This is a genomic window from Gordonia sp. LMA167 (assembly GCF_058130025.1).
Map to the genome: position 1 here is coordinate 4,282,843 of NZ_CM176708.1, position 19,025 is coordinate 4,301,867.

Consider the following 19,025-nt stretch of genomic DNA (forward strand, 5'->3'; position numbering starts at 1 on the left):
GGGGAGTGGCGACTCCGCCCAGACGGCCGGCATCACCACGGCGAGCGATCACAGGGCGGTAATCATTGCGCATCGCCGTCGAGAGTATACCTTGCGGTATACCGAAGGGTAGCTTTGGGATATGACGACGACAACGATCAAGGTGTCCGTCGAACTTCGAGATCGCATCAACCGCGATGCCGAAGCAAACGGTGTCACCGCAGCAGGACTCATCGAAAAGCTGCTCGACGGCTACGAACGCCGGCAGCGCATGGAAGCATTTGGCCGAGCCGTGCGGGGGGCCGATGCCGAGTACTGGGATGAGTTCCGGGGCTGGGACACGGCTGCGAGTTCGAGTGACGATGTCGGATGATCTCCGGAGAGGCACGGTCGTGTGGGCCGGGCTGGATCCCGCTCGTGGGCGCGAGCAGGCAGGACGGCGCCCCGCACTCATCATCGCCAGCGACCTCTATCTAGAGCAGGCCGACACACTCGCGATCATCCTGCCTGCGACCACAATTGAACGGGGATGGCCAAATCATGTACTCCTACGCGGTCCTGGCTTCACGCCTACGCGACCGACATTCGCGATGACCGAGCAACCGCGCACAGTTACACGAGAGCGTCTTCACGACGTCATAGGCGTCGTCGACTCGAAAACCATGGTCGAGGTCGACAACTGGCTGCGCGACTTCCTTTCCCTGCCAGCACAGTGAATCGCGCCCCGAGCGTTCGCGCAGTAGCTGTACGCTGCGCAGCAACCCGGAACCGGCGACGAATCCTTGGATGAACAGGTCCGAAACCCCTGTCGAGAACAAGCACGCCAGCCGAGTGGATCGCGACGGCCCTCGGACGTGCCCGACAGAATCGCCTCGGTTTCGCCAACTTGATGAAACTTCGCCAATCTGGGCGGCGGTTCGGTGTCCAGGTGGCGGTCGGACATTCTGCCTGGATCTAGAACCGGGCCAGTATTCGATCAATTTCCCGTCGGGCGCTGAGGTGATCGAAGTCGGTCAGCTCGGCAGCGCAGGCGACCCGTGACGTGAGGTCGCTGAACAGATCGACCGAGGCGATGAGCGCGCCCGCCGTGTCGCCGTTGAATGTGGCCCAGCAACCGTCGAGGCGCCGTTGCACGTCTGCGTCCATCCACTGGCGCATTCGGGTTCCGTGGTACCGCACGTCACGTGCCGCGCCGTAGCGAAGACTGTGGTCCCACTCGATCATCCGCAGCAACTCGAGCTTGAGGTCGTTGTCACGCAACTTCACTGACCATGGCTCATCTCTCACAATCGCTTTCGCGACCATCAGAGCAGCTGCGTAACCCCAATTGGTGCATTCATCAAAAAGGTCCTGATCGAGGATGGGTGGTGATGGGGGAATTGCGACGAAATCGCTGGTGTCGCCGTCCTTGTCAAGGAGGACAGTGAACGGGCGATCGTACGTTCCGCGCTCACCGTCGACCCTGACCAAGGTGAAGTCGAGCTTCCCGCCGACGTAGTACACGAGGCGAGTCGGCTGGTCGTCGGCGTTCTCGAGTCGCTCGATCGCCAGAACTTGTCCGAGACTCGACCACCACACGTCGTCAATCTCAAGCGGAGTCGGATCGTAGACGTGGAGCTCGATATCGCGATCTGAAAGCGGATGATGCTTCTGAGCTGCCGCAGATCCGGTGAGTATCACTGCCCTGATGTTCGGATCCGCGGCGGCCACGGTAACGACCGCTCGTAAAGCCAGCTCGTAGTCCACGCGAGCAGTATGCACGATCCTTCGCCAGCCTTGGCGGCAGATTTCGCGCACCAGCGACGCGAGTTGCCGAACTTCGACAACCGAGTTCACCGAGCGCGAGGGCCGCGGCGTGAGAGTCGCCGACAGTTCATCGCATCTTGCTGAGGGAGAGCGATAATGGTCGTGTCCGGCATCGATTTGCCACCCTGGCGAGTCCAACACTTCGTCACAGTGACGTATTGCGGCTGACTATGCCCAATCGTAACAGCTGGGCGACCGAAGGTCGTGTCGGATGAAATCCATAACGGGGGCCGCTTAGTTGGCAAACGCCGACAAATCGCGTTTCGGACTCGCCATCGCGATGAAATTTCGCAATCTGGGCGACCATCGACATCTGCTGTGAACGAATAAGGGGAGTGGCGCACGACGACGCGCTGACCTACGGCTCACCACTTAGGGGAACACCGAGCGCCCTGGATCTTGTCAAAACGTGTGGCGAATGTTTGGGAAACGTACTGACCTGGCATCTTACGGCGTCCCAAAGGATTGCATAGGCGTTCAGCAGTGTCGTCGCCTCTTGTGGGCCACGGTAGCCGTTCAATCGCATATCGCACAACCGTTGAACGCTCGATGAGCGCTGTTCCACGGGCCGACATCGTCGGTCTCAACTCTGTTTGGACGCCTTGGCGAGCGCAGTGACCGAAGAAGATGCCCGTGTCGAGACGCAAATCGCCCGTGGGTTGCGCCTATCAACAGCTCCAAGCATGACCGCGTCCCCCGCTCTGGGATATCCAATCGGTGATGCTGGGACACTTGCTCGACCCCCCATCCGAGCGTGTGGGGTACGGGGACAGCAGGGAACACGATCAACGTGCCGCCTGCCAACGCTTCTGCTCTATGTGCCAGGTACGGAGGCCTGGCCGGCGTGTGTAGGCTTCAGCGTCATTGAGGGCGGAAGCTGCGCGGTTACACAAGACGGACCTTCTCTCCTCGCAGTCGCGCAGCCTGTACCGCAGGGCGAGGTGTCAACCAACGAAACAGCGTGGCGCGGTGCCCGCCCAAATCGCCACATCGTGAAAGAATCGCATAAGCATCTTCTCCCACCGTTCGAACAGGACGTACTCCCAAGGATGGAAATGACCGACGCGTTTCAGACACTGGTGAAAGCGGCACTTCAGTCGAACCCCACCGTAGACCCCGACAAGGCCATCATGGATGCCCTGCTGGACTTTACGAGCTACAAGGAGATGACGCCAGGGGAACCAAATCCATTCGACGATCCGTACGTAGGGGCCGCCCTGTTCGATGGCCACCAGCGCTTGATTGGCGCGTACCGCAAGAAGAGTCCGGGCGAGCGACATTCTGAACCCGAAGCTATCCTAAGTGCGCTCGCAGCAATCGATTCCAAAGAAGCTCAACTACTCTATCAAGATATCGACGGACAGTATCAGAAGAAGGTCTGGCTCGAAGGTGGTCAGAAGCAGACGAGGTTCGAGGAAGCATTCGCAACAGCCGGAGATCTATTGCGGCGCCACCACAAGTCCGAGACCCTCATCCTCTACTCGACGCTGGAACCATGCGGACTATACGAAGCTCAGCCAAGCTGCGCGAACATCATATCTGCCACTCGAATAGCGAAGGTTATATACGGTTCGGACGATATCAACCCAAAAGGCTTTGGTAGACCAGTGCTAGAGCGAGCGGGCGTTAGAGTCATTGGGAATACCAGTGTCGACAAGGCCATCCGAATGAACAACCTATTCTTTGCTGTCGCGGATATTTGTAATCGAACCTACTCAAATTACGATGGACGACGATTCTTCGCAGGGCCGCCGTACGCAATCTTTCGCCGCGACCTCGAACTCTTCGACCACTTCATACCCAAGGGAGAGTCGCGTCTTAAGCTTAGAAGTAGAGTCCCTATCGAAGTGAGCTACGTCGGCCCCGAGACACAACGGATCGCGTCCATCACCACACAAGCTGAAGTAAGCCACCTCTCTCAAAGAAACTACGATCCCGATCTGGTGTTCTTTTATGGCGGCGATTCGTTTGCAGAACTGTCAAAACTACTACACTACGAGTCCCGAACTCGCCTAGCTCTACCCGGAACGTTGATTTTCACCCGAGATCCGTTCTTGACCGCAGATACTCCGCGTCTGAGACAGATATCAGCGATACTGAGCGAAAAAGCGATAATCAGAAAGAATGCCTTTCGAAAACAAGATGAACTCTGGGAAGCGGTTCGACTCGTAGTGCTTTCTGATTTTAGATCAGAACTACGCGAGCACTTCGCAGTCGTGGTTAAGTGTCAATTGCCCGAAGAATACACAGAACACACCACCTCGGCCGACGTAGCGCCCTACGCTACTCGCTATGTGGACACTGCCGAAGCGGTCGAGTTCGTGCGCGAATACACGTCATTGTGTGCCGAGAGCGATGGATATGTGGCGCGGATTATCGTTCTAGCTCCGCCCCGCGCCCGTGACAAGATTGAGACCTTTCTAGAAGCGGTGCGACCGGAGCTGTCGGCAGATGGACCTCTCTCGCGAACTAGTCTCCAGGTGCGAATCGTCGCCGTGCCAGGATCGGAGCAGCAGGCGGAGTACGCAACCTCGGAGTTTCGAACATTTCAAGCGCGGTATCGGCATATGTCGCGATTAGACGTCCAACAACCACTCAGCGCCTCGCCTGGCTTGGACCTCACCGTCTTCGCACACGATGTGATTGCCGGTCTCCGCGACCCCAAATTCTTCGATCCCGATTACCTTGATCGGCTGGCCCGGAGCTCCATCTGGACTGATAGACGGAATGCAGGCGCAATCTATGCTCGACTTACCGCGGCAAGCGGCGATTACGCCGAACGAACATTTCTCACACGACTCAATGAGATCGCCGAGGAAGGTCTGCAGGACAGCAATTGGGCAGAATCTTGCAGCCGACTAAACGCGCTCCGTGATGCGGCAACCAGAGTTCCAGAAGACTTTGCAGTGGCCGCTGACGCAGCATTACAGGGTCTCGCAAAGGCGCTGCATCGAAGCTTGGACGCAGTCGAAAGTAACCCTTGGACACTCGATGTGATGTGGCGGTGGCTTGCTTGCTGGTTCAGCTATATCGACTCCGATAATCACAATGCACCTCCGCGCGAGTACGAGTCAGCACTCGGCACTCACATCGCATGCGACCCGTTCCTGTTGTCTGAAGCTGTTCAGTATTGCTATCGAGAAGACAGTGATCAGTCTAGAGAACGCCTTAACCGACTCCTCGCTGGAGCCGTAGATAGAACTGCCGTGCACGCCTGTGCTGTTCGACTAGCACGACTTTCCTCCGCCGAACATTCGAGTCATGAGTTGAACCCACTCCAGCTTCCACGATTGAAGTCATGGATCAGGATCATCAAGAAAATGGGTGGCCTTCCGGAATTTGAAGCAGAGTACAGACGTTGTCAAGCGGCACTCAAGAACGGGGTGGTCGAGTTCGGACGAATGCTTGCGGAGGGGGAGGGCGACCTATGGCATGAACCTGACACTCAAACAGATGCAGCCAATATGCTTCGTAGCTATGTTGGCCGTAGGGCCATCAGCAGGCTCAGTACGGATACGACTGAGAGTCAGAGACTACTTCAGGACTCCGATTTAGCGGAACACATTAAGTCATGGCGGGCCGACTACCGCGTGGTGATCGAGGATCTCCTGACGTTCGTCCCGACTAATAGGGTCGCGTGGTTCCTTACTCAACTCGCCGCCGACAGTGACGTTAGTGTCCGCTGGGCGGCAGTTTCAAATGCGTTCAATTCTCAGGTTAGCACGACCGCGTGCCGTGTTGAATACGGATCATCGTCCGATGCCGTTCAACGCGAGTTGCGTGCAAAAGTCGTAGAGAATGCCCGCCAGTATAGTCCCCACTATTGGATCGAAAGAGAAGTTCTCTGGGCGTTTCTTTCAGCCCACCAGGTCGATTCTGTGGACAACTCTAATGACCTACCTCAATACTCTGTGCCCTCAGCATCTAGGCTCGGACTCGACAAGTATCTCCGCGGAGCTTTGGAGCATTTGCACCCTGAATTGGCAAGTCTGACCCGCAAACTACGCAAATACTGCAAGAGAATCCTTCTCATCCTTCCTCCCGTTGAATGGCCTACACAAGGAGAGGCCATAGACGCGGCCAGAACCGGCGGCTCGCCTCCACTCGGTCTTGGGCAGATAGCGACAAGCTTGGCTGCGGACGGACATTACGTTGAAGTGATTGACGCGCATCGTTATGCGCTCACGGCCACAGAGGTCGCAGAACATGCCAAGCAATTTGACTTCGTCGGCATTTCGGTGGTCTTCTCTACTTTCAACTCGACGCAGTATTTCTTGAAAATTCTCGGAAGGCTCAGCCCCGACCTTCGGCCGCGAGTCGTTCTGGGTGGCCACGGCCCAACCCTCAACGAGGGTGCGTTCCTCGCTTCTCAGGCGATTTTTAACTACTTGGTAATTGGACCTGGCGAGCAGCCATTTCGACAACTCGTCCGAGGTGTTCCTGTCGCCACCATCGCTGGCCTTCGCGATATTTCCGCGATGAACGAGTCGAAGTTGTATAGCCGCACGCCACGAGCTCTTATCGAAGACGCTGGCCGCGACTACGCGTCGATGTGGGCTCGACAGCCAGTGCTCGATCGCTCAGTTTTTCGGACTCCCACCCAGGGATTCCGTGGTCTAGGCGCAGCCTATGAACCCGCGAGAACTCGCAATTCTAAGCATGTTGAAGCCCACGTCGTAACATCGCGCGGCTGCGATTGGGCTTGTTCATTTTGTACCGAAGCACTTGTCAATGGAAAGAGTGAGATTCGCCGGCCGGTCTCAGCCGTGATCTCAGAGGTGAGATATCTCATGAATCTGCGCAATGTCGACAGGATTCAGTTTATAGATGACAACCTGCTTCCTCCGATCGCAGTTCCTGGCCTCCCGCCTCAGGATATTGATTCTCGTACAAGTTGGTCCCGAGACTTTCTCTCAGACATGACTCGTCTTCGGGGCCGATCCTCAGATCGGATGGCCTGGAGAGGCCTTATGCGACTTGAGGATTACATTGCCTACGATGCTACATTTGCCGACTTCCCAGCGGCTCTCGCTGATTCTGGGTGTAACCTACTGGCCTTTGGAATCGAGTACGGAAATGAAGATTCGCGCGCCGCGGCCAAAGCAGGCGGAGATTCGAGTCCAAGCAATAGTGAAATAGAGGCTATTCTGGAGCATCTTCACCATGTTGGTATTCAATCAAAGGGATACTTCATGATCGGTGGCCCACACGATAGCCCAGAAGGCGCAAATGAGACAATCGACTTTGCTGTCTCAAGTGGGCTAGATCTCGCATATTTTGCCATCTTCAAGGATTTCCGCGCAATGGCCAGCGCTAAGACGTCGCTAAGATCTGATCCGCCTGGATTCAGACTCTTTGACTTCGATCTGGGCACCTTCGTCCTAAATACGGACGACAGCGAATCATGGACGACAGCGTTTGGGAGAACACATGGGAGTTCTGAGCGAGACGAATTTAGAAGAGTATTCGGTCGGCTAGTCAAACTTGGGTTCAAGTTCTCCGATCTATTCAAGTATAATGACTACCATTTGGCGGTGACTGACGATACCGGTCCGACATTTGCGCCACACGAAAAATCCGTCGATGGTTCATATTTTCAGACCCTGCGCCGCGCATATCTGGCCTTCTACGGTCGCGCCGACTGGGTGTCAACATACGAAAAACTAATTGATGCGGGCTACTGATCGCTTACCTAAGACTGCCAAACGAATTTAATATTCACAGATTGCGGCGGTCATTTGATCTTCCTCCCACTCATTCATGGTCCAATTCTGCGCGGGCTCGATCAATATCGCGCTGAAGTACAAAGTGAGGAGTCGATTCTATCGTATCCTGCGCACGGCTGAGTAGTTGCGCGGCCGCCGTCTTGTTGCCATCACGCATGTTGAGACGGACCATGTCTAATAGAACAGAAGTAATACCAATGGGGTTGCCTACGCTTTCGAACAATTCTAGGGCTTCGCCGAGTGAGGCCCTCGCCGTATCGAGCCTGCCTGTCTCCAATGCGACGGCACCCTCAGCTCGCAGTGCTGTAGCCTGACTATCTGGGGTTCCGAGTTCCTTGCCAAAGATGGAGCATTGATCTGCGTATTCTTTCGCGTCATCCAAATTGCCAGCCTTTAAGTGTACACGGGATAGTATGCCGTAATTTCCTGCGTTCCTGCTCGGAACTCTCTGTGGGCTAACAGCAATCGATCGATCCAATCGATCAATTGCCGACTCGTAATCCTCTCGTGCTTCAAATAGTTCTCCGAGGGCACCTAAAACTGCTGCTTGTCCATTCTCGTAACCTACTAACTCGAAAATCTCGAGCGCTTCTTCCAAGAGGACTTGCGCCTCTTCCAAAGCGCCTAGTCTTAGTTGGAGAGTTCCCTTATTTCGCAGTGTAAATCCTTCTCCGCGCCTATCTCCTGCTTGCTTTTGGCATTCGCGGGCCTCATCGAGCTTGCTCAAGGCCTCTTGAATTCTGCCCGGCATACGACGAAGTGTAAGTGATTGATTGTCGAGGAGGAACGCTTTGGTTCCGATAGCGTCGGAGCGCGCCCTTATGTCATTCTCTGGGAGAATATCCAAGAGTTCATTCGTCGCGATAATAGCTCTATTGAGGTAATCCATCGAAACTGAGTTCCTACCCTGATGCCTGGAAATTATCGAGAGGTTCGCCAAGGCCTCTACCTCTCCGATGTGGTCGTCACTGTCCTGTGCTATTTCAAGGAAAGTTCGCGCGGTAGTTTGCGCGGCGCTTAGGCGTCCATACTTGCGTAAGAATCTGACGTACTCGGTGTATGCCTCCCGGTTGTATTGGCCTTTCGTGGCCTGCGCATATAACTGCTCCGCGAGCGTCAACCGGCCTCGTCTTGCTGCCTCCTTAGCTCTCACGACTTCGCTTGCGGGCATGTCGGCGCGTGTAGCGACATCATCGCTGCGGGTGTCGGTTTCGGTGGCCCGGACCGCGACCGGGGGGCCCTCCGAGGAGGTCTTCTTGGGCGGCGGCCCGCCATGCCAGTCGCGGATCCACTGGTGCAAGTGGCTTCGAAAATCTTCTTTGAACTCTTCCAAAGAATCGAATGTTGAGTATAGGAGCGCACGCGATTTCTCGAGTTCCTCTTTGAACGCAAGAACCTTCTTAAGATCGTCACCAGGATCGGCAAGTTGACGGTCGTTCACACCCTTAAAAAGGACGACAACATCGCGCATCGGCAACTTTGGGTCTTTCAGGCACTCGATGGCAACGGAGTACTCTTCTTCTGTGCCAGAGGTGTACCCGCTATCCGCGGGAGGTTGACCCCACTGATCCCAGAGAATGACGATCATATAATCTGAGCTTCTAACCTGCTGGTTTATAATCTCTTGAGGCCTACCCATTCCGGAGGAGGCGTATTCCCAACCCCGGGGAACGAAGGTGATACCCATCGCATGAGCGTGCTCGTGGTTGACACGCTCGATAATTTCGGTGAAAGAGCTTCTCTCGGGTTTTAATCCACCTGGTGAGGCAATGAAGACTTCCAGACCGACAAGTTCTCTAGGCATCGGGGGGACCTTCCGCAGCACGGCTATTTGGATTCCGACCCTATCTGACGTGGCACGGAATCGCCGAAGCTTGGCCGAAGTAGCATGTGTTCCAATCGGGTTAATGTTTTCATCACAGTGACGTAGTGATCGCAGGGAGAGCACAGGCCCTGTCATCCGACTCTATCGAAGATCTCGACGCCAGGTCCGGACACTCTCAAGTGGTCTTGGATTACTTTCAGCTAGTTCTGGATCGGACAGGCAGCTGGAGGGTCGCAATCGCGCCTGCCATCGGGTCAGATGCAAACTGGTAACGGGACGTTTTGAAGTAGGTCGAGTTGCGAGAACAGGCCTGATCGACAAGGCCTATCCCAGGCCCCAATCGATCCACGCCCCGAGTAGCGCAATCATGCCGGCCGTTGCTCCAACCGCGAGCGAGTATGCCAGGCCAACCCGGCGGGTTCGCGACGGGATCATGAACGCGATCCCGGGAACGAGTAGCACCGCCCACGCCAGCAACCACGGAACCCAGTACGTGGTGAGGAACGGCCTATCCACCGGAAAGTCCAGGGGTGCCGCAGTGGGCTCCGGCAGTCCTAGCGAACTCCGCGACAGATGGGCGAGCGGGATCACAATGACTATCCCGACTACTGAGCCGACGATAGCGCCGGTGACGGTCCGGACCTTGCCTGCACGCGTTGCGGTGGACGTGGCGGGCATTGATTCAGCTTACGGTGAGTTCGACTGAGTGTGAGGTATCGAAGTCCGGTTAGTTGCATCTCGCATTCCAGAAACGCTGGTATAACTGACGGCGATCATCAAACTTCCCAGTGCCGTTCATCTGAAATCCCCACCCCGAGTGGCTCCAGCGTGGCCGACCGTACGATTAATACGGTGGGAATTGTTGATCACGAGATGCGGGTGCTGGACGATTTAGCCGTCCGCGGTGACTCACTACGAGGGAGGCTTACGACGTGCGCGCGGCCATCCACCCTTTCACCGCGAGGCCTTCGATAACCTCATCTACCTCGGCACCCGCCTTGCGTTCGACGAGGGCGGCTGGGACGCGTTCGGCTACGGGGCCACTAGATACCTGTTGCTGACTCGTGACAGCTCTGGCCTGACGCCGCAGTCGGTTCCAAGTGGAGTTCACGAGATGGTTGCCACGGCCCTCGATCACTGGAGTGGGCTCGACGAGAAGCGCCACGAGGCCAACTCGCACTTCCTTCCACCGCAAAGGCAACGATTCGCTGAAGGCCTAGTCCTAGCGATCGGAGGAGGCCACGGTGATCTCGACGATCACCGACTAGCGGTCTCGCTCGCAGGACGACGAGCGTTCAGCCGTATGATGTCCGCCCGTATCAGCGACGGAATGGTGCATCCAGTGATCGGCGCTCACATGTGGAGTGGAAACCCGGCCGAATCTGACCACCTACCGGGGACCGGTCCAGGACCTGAGGTACTTCGCGGCCTTGTTGACCGATGGGTGTCGGATGATCCAGCAGACCGCGTCCACACCGAGGAGATGATCGTCAACCATGCTCGCGGACTTGGCTGGCCAAGCTCAGCCGATCACTGCCCGAATGTCAGCGGACATGAAAAACTGCCCATGGGCGGTCACGAAAGTGCCCGCTGACGGCCAATAAGGACTGCCCACTGGCGGTCACGAAATTGCCCGTTGGCGGACACGATTTTGCCCGCACCTGTCTCATCCGACGGCGCGTCTGCGCTGTGCGGGCCTCTCCCGTGGTTTCGATGGCGATGCCTAGTGCGTATCGAACTCACGCACGGGAGAGACCCTTCTTGAAGTCTGACGGAGAACTCATGGACATACTCAATGCCTACGACCTGACGGGGTCGTATCGGGCTGCTGCGCAGTTGTGCGGGTGCAGCCATCACACGGTCAAGCGGGCGGTGGACGATCGTGCTGCTGGGCTGGCGCCGGCGGTGCGTCGCGCCCGGTTGATCGACGATTTCCTGCCGCATATCGAGGGGTGGGTGCAGGACACGAACGGAAAGATCCGCGCCGACAAGGCGCACGAAAAGCTTGTCACTCTGGGCTATAGCGGCACTGAACGTACCACACGTCGTGCGGTGGCAGAAGTGAAAGCTTCATGGCGACTGGGTAATACGCGGGTACACCGTCCGTGGATCACCGAACCCGGGTTGTGGCTGCAGTACGACTTCGGTGACGGGCCGGTTGTTGATGGCCGCAAGGTCGTGTTGTTGGTGGCGTGGCTGGCGTGGTGCCGCTACCGGGTGGTCATCGCGCTGCGAGACCGCACCGCGCCGAGTGTGTTCGCCGGCCTGGACCGGGCGTTCCGCATCATCGGTGGCGCACCGACCTATGTGTTGACCGACAACGAGAAGACCGTCACCACCGGCCATATCGCCGGGGTCCCGGTCCGCAACCGCGACGCGGTGTCGTTCAGCCGCTACTACGGCACCACCGTGCTCACCTGCGAGCCGGCGGACCCGGCGACCAAGGGCGGGGTGGAAAACGCGGTCAAGCTGGCCAAGGCCGATATCGTGCCGACCGACACCAATCTGCTCGAGGCCTACGACTCGTTCGCCCAGGTCGTGGCGGCGTGTGAGCAGTTCATGGTCGAGGTCAACGACCGCGAGCACCGCACCACCGGTCGGCGGCCGGTGGAGATGCTCGCCGCCGAACGGATGCGGTTGCATCCGATTCCGCAGCTGCCGCATACCGCCGGGTTGGGGGTGACCCGTCAGGTTCCCAAGAACACGCCGATAATCGCCTTCGAACATTGCCAATACTCTGTTCCGGCAACACTGTTGGGTCAATCGGTGTGGGTGCGTCATCATCCGCCCACCGACGAGGTGATCGTGTGTGCTCTCGATGCCGGCGGCCCGGTCGAGGTCGCCCGGCATGCCCGCGCCACTCGCGGGACCCCCGCGATCGACGACGCACATTTCCCCGGACATCAGCCGAAAACACCAGGCGACTATCGGATTCGGGCCCGCACCGCCGAAGAACAGACATTCCTGGCGATCGGCGAGGGCGCCGGGTTGTGGCTGAAAGAAGCCGCCTCCGTCGGTACCGAACGGATGCGGGAGAAGATGCGCCACGCCGTCTCCCTGGCCGCGCTGCACGGGGCGGCAGATGTGGACTGGGCACTGGGCAATGCCGCGGTGCATGGCCGCTTCGCCACCGGTGACCTCGACTCGGTCCTCGCCGCCAAAGGGCTCGACCAGACGCGGCATCACGCCTCAGAAACCACGTCCCTGGCCCAGGGAACGAAGGGATGGAACATGTTGGGCACCAACACTATCGATGAGAATGAGGCCACCGAGGAGGAAACACGATGACCGCCGCCACAACCGCACCCCACACCGTGCTGCCCCCAGAGGTCGAGGCATTGATGCGGCAACTGCGGCTCCCGCACGCCCGCGCCATCGCCGGCGATGTGCTCGCCACCGCCCGCTCTCAGCGCTGGGACCCCGCCGAAGTCGTCAAAGCATTGCTCGCCGAGGAATCGGCCGGCCGGGCCCGCTCCATGCTCGCCTCACGGCGCAAATCGGCGAACTTCCCCACCGGCAAGACCTTCGACGTGTGGGACGAGACCGCCTCATCGATCCCGGTACCCACCCAGCACGCCCTGCAAACCCTCGAATGGGTCCAGCGACGGGAGAACCTCGTCGTCTGCGGGCCCGCCGGCACCGGCAAAACATTCTTCCTCGAAGCGCTCGGGCAGAAAGTGATCGAAGCCGGCATGCCCGTGGCCTGGTTCAGCCTCGAGCAACTCGGCACCCTGGTGCGCGCGCACCGCGCCGACGACACCCTGGGCAAGGCCATCGCCAAGATCGTGCGTGCCGAGCTCGTCGTAATTGATGACGTTGGCCTGCTCCCCGTGGGTAGCGATGCTGCCGAGGGCCTGTATCGGGTCGTAGAAGCCGCCTACGAACGTAAATCCGTGGCGGTGTCCTCCAACCTGCACCCGTCGGGTTTCGACGAGCTGATGCCCAAAACACTGGCCACCGCAACAGTGGACCGGCTGCTGCACCATGCCCACTTGTGCCAGACCAGCGGCGACTCCGTGCGCCTGGCCCAAGCACTCGCCGGGAAGGGGGTCACCGCCCTGAACTGACCATCCCCGGTGGCGGATCTGTGGGCAGATTCATGTCCGCCACCGGGCACCCCTTCATGACCGCCTACGGGCAGTTTCCATGTCCACCTATGGGCACTTCCCGCTGTCCCTTGACACCCGAAGGCTCCGCGGCAGTAAACCCCTTCTGCGCAACGGATTTCAATTGGGTGCGTTCACTAATTCATGTCGATTATCGACACATATTGTGCGTAGGTCGCCGCTGAGGCCACCGCATGCCGCTCGATCGTCGCGGGGGAGTAGCCGAGGGCGTCGGCAAGGATTGCTGTGGGCGCGAGCGTGGTGAGCTCGTGCAGGGTTCCCAGGCGTGCGGCGCGTGCTGAATGTCTTGCGAAGCTGGTTTCGCAGGTGCGTCGGATTGATGCACCTAGATTGGACAGAACCGTGCAGCTGCGCCACGCCGCGGGAGGTAATCGAACTGCGTTCCCGCTGCTCCTGGCGCTTTACGAAAGATCTCGAGTATCCACCTGTTTGTGAACTCGATAGGTAAAACTGGTAGCGGGACGTGTTGAAGTAGGTCGAGTTGCGAGAACAGGCCTGATCGACAAGGCCTATCCCAGGCCCCAATCGATCCACGCCCCGAGTAGCGCAATCATGCCGGCCGTTGCTCCAACCGCGAGCGAGTATGCCAGGCCAACCCGGCGGGTTCGCGACGGGATCATGAACGCGATCCCGGGAACGAGTAGCACCGCCCACGCCAGCAACCACGGAACCCAGTACGTGGTGAGGAACGGCCTATCCACCGGAAAGTCCAGGGGTGCCGCAGTGGGCTCCGGCAGTCCTAGCGAACTCCGCGACAGATGGGCGAGCGGGATCACAATGACTATCCCGACTACTGAGCCGACGATAGCGCCGGTGACGGTCCGGACCTTGCCTGCACGCGTTGCGGTGGACGTGGCGGGCATTGATTCAGCTTACGGTGAGTTCGACTGAGTGTGAGGTATCGAAGTCCGGTTAGTTGCATCTCGCATTCCAGAAACGCTGGTATGACTGACGGCGATCTGTCGGCTGGCAACTGGTAGCAGGGCGTGTTGAAGTGGGAAGAGCAGCTGAGAAACCGGCGACCTGAAGGCACGGAGGAGGGGTAGTCGTCAGCCTGTCCGCTACATCTAAACCGCAGCAGGATGGCGCCGTACCGAGATCGGATGTTCATCTGATCGAGCCGGGGGTGTGGCCGTCCTGGCGCACTTGATCGATGCCCGCGCTGGCTGTAGACCTCGGCCGACGGGCTCGGGTCACCTTCGGGATGACACCATAGTCCCTATGCCCGACTGGCGCGCAGATCCTGACACCATCGACTGGGAGATCCCGTTCTCGCAGCACGAGATGCCGGCTGACCTCCCGTCGCAGTGGGTGGACGCTCTTGAAGCTGTCGCCCACGACCTGAACTACTTGCGCGTAGGCGCGGCGGTAGACGTCGACCGATTGGTCTGGCGGCTCGAACTCAACGGCAACTATTGGATCTCGATAGGGCTGTCTAGCCAGAACGCAGATCCTGACGGCTCAATCAGCAGTTTTGTCGTTGGTCGGGGCTTCGCCCTGGACGCCAGTGCGGCACAGTGCACGGTTTGGACGGCCGAAACCGTTCAAACCGAACTCGCGGGCTACAGCTACGTCCAGTGGCCGTCAACGGGAGGCGCGCTGTTCACGCCCACTCTCATCGAGGGTCTGCCCAGGTGGGTAACCCCAGTAGACCGCATCCAGATCCCGATAGGCGCGCTGAGCGATCGCAGTGAGCACAACTAGCGTCGCGCGTCTGGTCGTAGGCGCGTAGCCGATAGCGTCAGCGAGGATTGCTGCGGGTGCGAGTTTGGTGAGCTCGCGACTGAACAAGTTGTGGCTCAATCAGACTTGTCGATCTCGTCGATGACCGACACGTATCGCGCATATGTAGCTGCCGAGGCGATTGCATGGCGTTCGATAGTGGCAGGGGAGTAGCCGAGAGTACCGGCAAGGATCGCGGCGGGTGCAAGTTTGGTGAGTTCGTGCAGGGTGCCGAGCCTGGCTGCACGGGTGCTGAACGTCGACTTCAGCCGGTTTCGAAGGTGAGTCGGATTGACGTGCTGGCCGGGAATGTAGCCCCGGAATACCCAGGTTGTGGCCGGGTGGGCGGCGGTATTCGCGAGGTCGCGTTCCCCTGCGATGCATTTGCGGCACGCCCGTTGGCCCTTGATGATTCCCGGTTGTCAACGGCCAGTTTGATGTCCCCGCTGGTGGCCAGGTAAAAGTCCCCGCCCTGTGAGGTTGGTTTAGTGGTGGGGCGCCTCCGTTCGGTGGGTCATGCGGTAGGAATCGCCGTCGGTGATGACGGTGGTGGCGTTGGTGCAGTAGCCGGTCGAGGATGCTGGCGGCGGTGGTGTGTTCGGGCAGGAACCGGCCCCACTGATATGGGGCTGGCACTTGTTCGTCTCGGGGGAAATGTGCTGCTAGCTGGGCTTTAGGGCGCTCTGCGTGTCCTCCCTGTTTTCAAGGTGGGATCGAGATATGTTAGGTGCTACCTGAACCAGTTAAGTGGGAAGAAGGTGTGCCGGCGATGGAGGGTCTGCGGGTGATTTCCGGTGGCGCCGTCCCGGTCGAGCCGGTCGTGGCCGATCCTGCTGTGTTTCAACAACAATGCGTGGATGCGTTTGTGGCGTCGTGGCGGGCGCGGGGGTTCAGTCCGGTGACGATCGACAATGATGTCGGGTTGTTGGAGCGGACGTTGTCGGCGTTGGGGTGTCCGGCGTGGGAGGTCACCAGCGAGGACGTCGATCGTGTGGTTGGGGAGTTGGCGGTGGCGGGTCTCTCGGCGGCGACGCGGCGTGAGTACGTGCAGATCTTCAAGGGGTTCCATCGGTTCTTGCAGACCCGGAAGGCGGCCGAGATCGAGGCGGCGTTCGGGGTGCGGTTGGTGTGTCCGATCGACGAGTTCAACGCGTCGCGGCATGTGGGGGACGATTCGCCGGCGGTCGCGCCGCCGCCGAGTCCGGAACGGGTGGGTGAGTTCTTCGAGTTCTTGAAGTCCAGGATCGCCACGGCCCGCAAGTATGCGCCGGCGGCGCGGGACTACGCGATGTTCCGGACGCTGTATCACGCGGGTCTACGGTCGGAGGAGGCGTCGTTACTGGAGGTCGCCGATGTCCATTTCGGGCGGGGACCGTTCGGCAAGCTGCATGTGCGGTTCGGGAAGGGGGCGCATATGTCGGGTCCGCGGCCGCGGTGGGTACCGATGCTCGATGGGTTGGACGTGTTGTTGGGCTGGTTTCTGGCCGAGGTGCGGCCCAAGTTTCCCGACTCGGTGGTGCTGTTCGCTGACGAGTCGGGTGGTGCGTTGCATCGTGGCACGATCCGCAACCGGCTGCGGTATCTGATGGAGTTGGAGGGTCGGCCGGCGGTGGAACGGTTCAGCCCGCACGCGCTGCGCCGGGCGTGCGCCACGCACAATTACGAGCGTGGCGTGGATTTGGTTGCAATACAACAGCTTCTGGGTCACTGGACGGTCGGCTCGACGATGCGGTATGTGCGTCCGTCGGCGACGTTCATCGAGGACGCCTACCGGCGTGCGGTCACCTCGACGTTGGCCGAGCTCGGCGCGGAGGACGCGGAGGACGCAACGGTATGAGGATCCGGTGGCGGTTGCGGATGGCGGCGGCCCAGCGTGAGGTGTGGACCGCGACCGAGTTGCGGCGGTTGCTTGCGGAGCGAGCGGGGATGCAGATGTCGGCGGCGTCGGTGTCGGCGCTGTTCACCAAGGAACCCAGCCAGGTCAAGTTGTCGACGCTGATCGCGCTGTGCACCGCACTGCAGTGCACCCCCGATGACCTGTTCGAGATCGACACCGCGCCGGTCGAGCAGCCCGCTGAGGCGGCCCGACCGGTCAGCTCCGAGCCGGCGGCCACCGTGCGGGGCCGGTCGATGCCGCCGATGTGAGCACACGACCTGGAGCGCGGGAATGGGTAAGCGGCAACGTGATTGCGTCGAGTGTGGCGCCCCGGTCGGATACCGCGACCGCGAGCACTGCTGCCGCTGTATCCGCCGGATACGCGCGCAGCAGGCGAAGGAGCGATGCCCGGGCTGCGCCCGTGACCGGGTGCTGTTCGCGGCGACCGGCCGCTGCGCGGTGTGCTCGCGCCGCTGCGCTGCCTGCGGCAACCCGACCCGATTTCGTGACGAGCCGTTGTGTCGAGGGTGCCGCAGACGCGCCGAGCGCGCCGCCGCGAAGTCGCTGTGCCCGCGTTGCGGCAAGCCCGGCTATCTGCGGGATTCGACCGGGTGGTGCGGGCTGTGCTCACGTCCGGGCCCGGCCAAGGACCCGCCCCGGATCTGTGTGTCCTGCGGCCAGCTCCGTCGCCACGTCGGACATGGCCTGTGTTCTCGTTGCTGGCAGCGCAACCCGGACCGGCCGTTCGTGCGGGGCGAGACCCTCGCCGCCCGGCTCGCCGAGCCGCCGGACTGGCTCGAGGACTTCGTCGCGTATCTGGCCGCCCGGCATTGCCCGGCTCGCGCAAGCGGACTGATCACCACGCTGGCTCGGCTACTCGACGACGACCACCCCAACCATCCGCAGCGTGTGCTCGAGCGGGCCCGCCGGCCCGGCCGGTCGATGGGAACGCTGGCCCGCGCGCTGGAGACGTTCTTCACTGACCGCGGCCTGGCGATGGCCACCGACCAGCCCGAGCGACTCGCCGCCGACCGCCGGCAGAAACGGATCGATGCCGTACCACCCGGGATGCGTTGTGCAGCTGCAGATTTTGCCGAGTCGATGCTCCGTGCCCGCGAACGTGCGCGGCGGGCACATACCCGGCCCCGCGCCGACCACACCATCGAGACGGCGTTGGCGATCGTCCGAGATCTCGCGGTCTTCCTCGATTCCCAACGCGGCAAACAGGATTGGGCTCTCGTCGAGGTTGCCGACATCGAAGCGTTTCTCGCCGCCTCACCGAACAACCAAGCACGCCGGCTGACGGTTCTACGCCAATTCTTCCGCTTCGCCCACACCAGCCACGTGCTACTCATCGACCCCACCAGCGGCCTATCCGCGAAACGCTACCGAGCGTTTCGCGGCCCCACCCTGACGATCGACCACCAGCGGGACCTGTTTCGGCGCTGGAGCACCGATACCGACACCCACCCCCATGAGGCCCTGATGGGGCTACTGGCCCTGTTGCACGGCGCATCCAACCGCGAAGTACGCACACTGCAGATCGATCACATCGACGACGGTGCTCGATCGATCCGGCTCGGGCAGCGACCACACCCGGTACCACTGGACCCGGTCAGCTGGGCCGCTCTGCAACGCTGCCTGGCCCACCGCGACCGACTGCACACCGACAACCCGCACTTGCTCGTCACCCGCGGCACCAAGGCCGACCGACGACCCGCCTCCGAGGCCTACCTGACCCATTTGCTCGACCCGTGCGACGTGTCGCCCAAGCTGCTGCGCACCACCCGCCTGGCCGATCTGGTCAACACCCTCGACCCGAAACTCGTCGCCGCGGCCTTCGGCATGCGACCCGAAGGCGCGCTGATCTACCTCAACGACCACGTCGACCCAGACCGACTACCGCAGCACACCTGACGATCCACACCCGAACCCGTGCAGTTTCGGTGCCAGTGCGCACACGT

At 60.1% G+C, this 19,025-nt stretch carries 13 protein-coding genes and 1 pseudogene; 9 read left to right on the top strand and 5 right to left on the bottom strand.

The window, feature by feature from the left end; all coding sequences use genetic code 11:
• Positions 1-121 precede the first annotated feature (121 nt).
• The gene (locus ACVT6V_RS19460) at positions 122-352 is read left to right on the top strand and encodes a toxin-antitoxin system protein (protein ID WP_489895619.1); all 231 of its coding nucleotides are present in this window, start codon (positions 122-124) and stop codon (positions 350-352) included.
• Positions 342-695 carry a type II toxin-antitoxin system PemK/MazF family toxin gene (locus tag ACVT6V_RS19465; RefSeq protein WP_489895621.1) on the top strand — a complete coding sequence of 118 codons (354 nt, stop codon included), beginning with the start codon at positions 342-344 and terminating at the stop codon, positions 693-695. Before ACVT6V_RS19460 ends, ACVT6V_RS19465 begins: the two co-directional genes overlap by 11 nt.
• A 238-nt stretch (positions 696-933) precedes the next feature.
• Here ACVT6V_RS19465 and ACVT6V_RS19470 read toward each other — a convergent pair whose 3' ends face one another.
• Positions 934-1,815: an aminoglycoside 6-adenylyltransferase gene (locus ACVT6V_RS19470; protein WP_489895623.1), complete on the bottom strand. Its 882-nt coding sequence runs from the start codon at positions 1,813-1,815 to the stop codon at positions 934-936.
• A gap of 1,025 nt (positions 1,816-2,840) precedes the next feature.
• On the opposite strand from ACVT6V_RS19470, the gene ACVT6V_RS19475 reads away from it, so the two are divergent.
• Entirely contained in the window at positions 2,841-7,469 is a 4,629-nt protein-coding gene (locus ACVT6V_RS19475) for a B12-binding domain-containing radical SAM protein (RefSeq protein ID WP_489895625.1), read from the top strand.
• A gap of 70 nt (positions 7,470-7,539) precedes the next feature.
• On the opposite strand, the gene ACVT6V_RS19480 is transcribed toward ACVT6V_RS19475, so the two are convergent.
• Entirely contained in the window at positions 7,540-9,315 is a 1,776-nt protein-coding gene (locus tag ACVT6V_RS19480; RefSeq protein WP_489895627.1) for a tetratricopeptide repeat protein, read from the bottom strand.
• A gap of 345 nt (positions 9,316-9,660) precedes the next feature.
• Positions 9,661-10,014 (bottom strand): hypothetical protein, encoded by a 354-nt coding sequence (locus ACVT6V_RS19485; RefSeq protein WP_489895629.1) that lies wholly within the window; start codon positions 10,012-10,014, stop codon positions 9,661-9,663.
• A 1,083-nt stretch (positions 10,015-11,097) separates the two neighbouring features.
• On the opposite strand from ACVT6V_RS19485, the gene istA reads away from it, so the two are divergent.
• On the top strand, positions 11,098-12,624 hold the full coding sequence (istA, locus tag ACVT6V_RS19490; protein WP_489895631.1) for an IS21 family transposase: 1,527 nt from the start codon (positions 11,098-11,100) through the stop codon (positions 12,622-12,624).
• Positions 12,621-13,403 carry an IS21-like element helper ATPase IstB gene (gene istB / locus ACVT6V_RS19495; protein WP_489895633.1) on the top strand — a complete coding sequence of 261 codons (783 nt, stop codon included), beginning with the start codon at positions 12,621-12,623 and terminating at the stop codon, positions 13,401-13,403. The genes istA and istB overlap by 4 nt, the downstream gene beginning before the upstream one ends.
• A 569-nt stretch (positions 13,404-13,972) precedes the next feature.
• Here istB and ACVT6V_RS19500 read toward each other — a convergent pair.
• On the bottom strand, positions 13,973-14,326 hold the full coding sequence (locus tag ACVT6V_RS19500; RefSeq protein WP_489895629.1) for a hypothetical protein: 354 nt from the start codon (positions 14,324-14,326) through the stop codon (positions 13,973-13,975).
• A 358-nt stretch (positions 14,327-14,684) separates the two neighbouring features.
• Between ACVT6V_RS19500 and ACVT6V_RS19505 the strand changes: the two genes are divergently transcribed.
• Positions 14,685-15,167: a hypothetical protein gene (locus ACVT6V_RS19505; RefSeq protein ID WP_489895635.1), complete on the top strand. Its 483-nt coding sequence runs from the start codon at positions 14,685-14,687 to the stop codon at positions 15,165-15,167.
• Positions 15,168-15,670: 503 nt separating this feature from the next.
• On the opposite strand, the pseudogene ACVT6V_RS19510 reads toward ACVT6V_RS19505, so the two are convergent.
• A pseudogene (locus tag ACVT6V_RS19510) lies at positions 15,671-15,878 on the bottom strand (ATP-binding protein); the annotation flags it as partial.
• Between the two features lie 76 nt (positions 15,879-15,954).
• On the opposite strand from ACVT6V_RS19510, the gene ACVT6V_RS19515 reads away from it, so the two are divergent.
• The 3 genes from ACVT6V_RS19515 to ACVT6V_RS19525 are packed head-to-tail and all read left to right on the top strand — an operon-like array spanning position 15,955 to position 18,978.
• Entirely contained in the window at positions 15,955-17,022 is a 1,068-nt protein-coding gene (locus ACVT6V_RS19515; protein ID WP_489895637.1) for a tyrosine-type recombinase/integrase, read from the top strand.
• Positions 17,019-17,330, top strand: coding sequence for a helix-turn-helix domain-containing protein (locus tag ACVT6V_RS19520; RefSeq protein ID WP_489895640.1), 312 nt, complete (start codon positions 17,019-17,021; stop codon positions 17,328-17,330). Before ACVT6V_RS19515 ends, ACVT6V_RS19520 begins: the two co-directional genes overlap by 4 nt.
• 22 nt (positions 17,331-17,352) lie before the next feature.
• The gene (locus ACVT6V_RS19525) at positions 17,353-18,978 is read left to right on the top strand and encodes a tyrosine-type recombinase/integrase (protein WP_489895642.1); all 1,626 of its coding nucleotides are present in this window, start codon (positions 17,353-17,355) and stop codon (positions 18,976-18,978) included.
• The last annotated feature ends 47 nt before the right edge of the window (positions 18,979-19,025 follow it).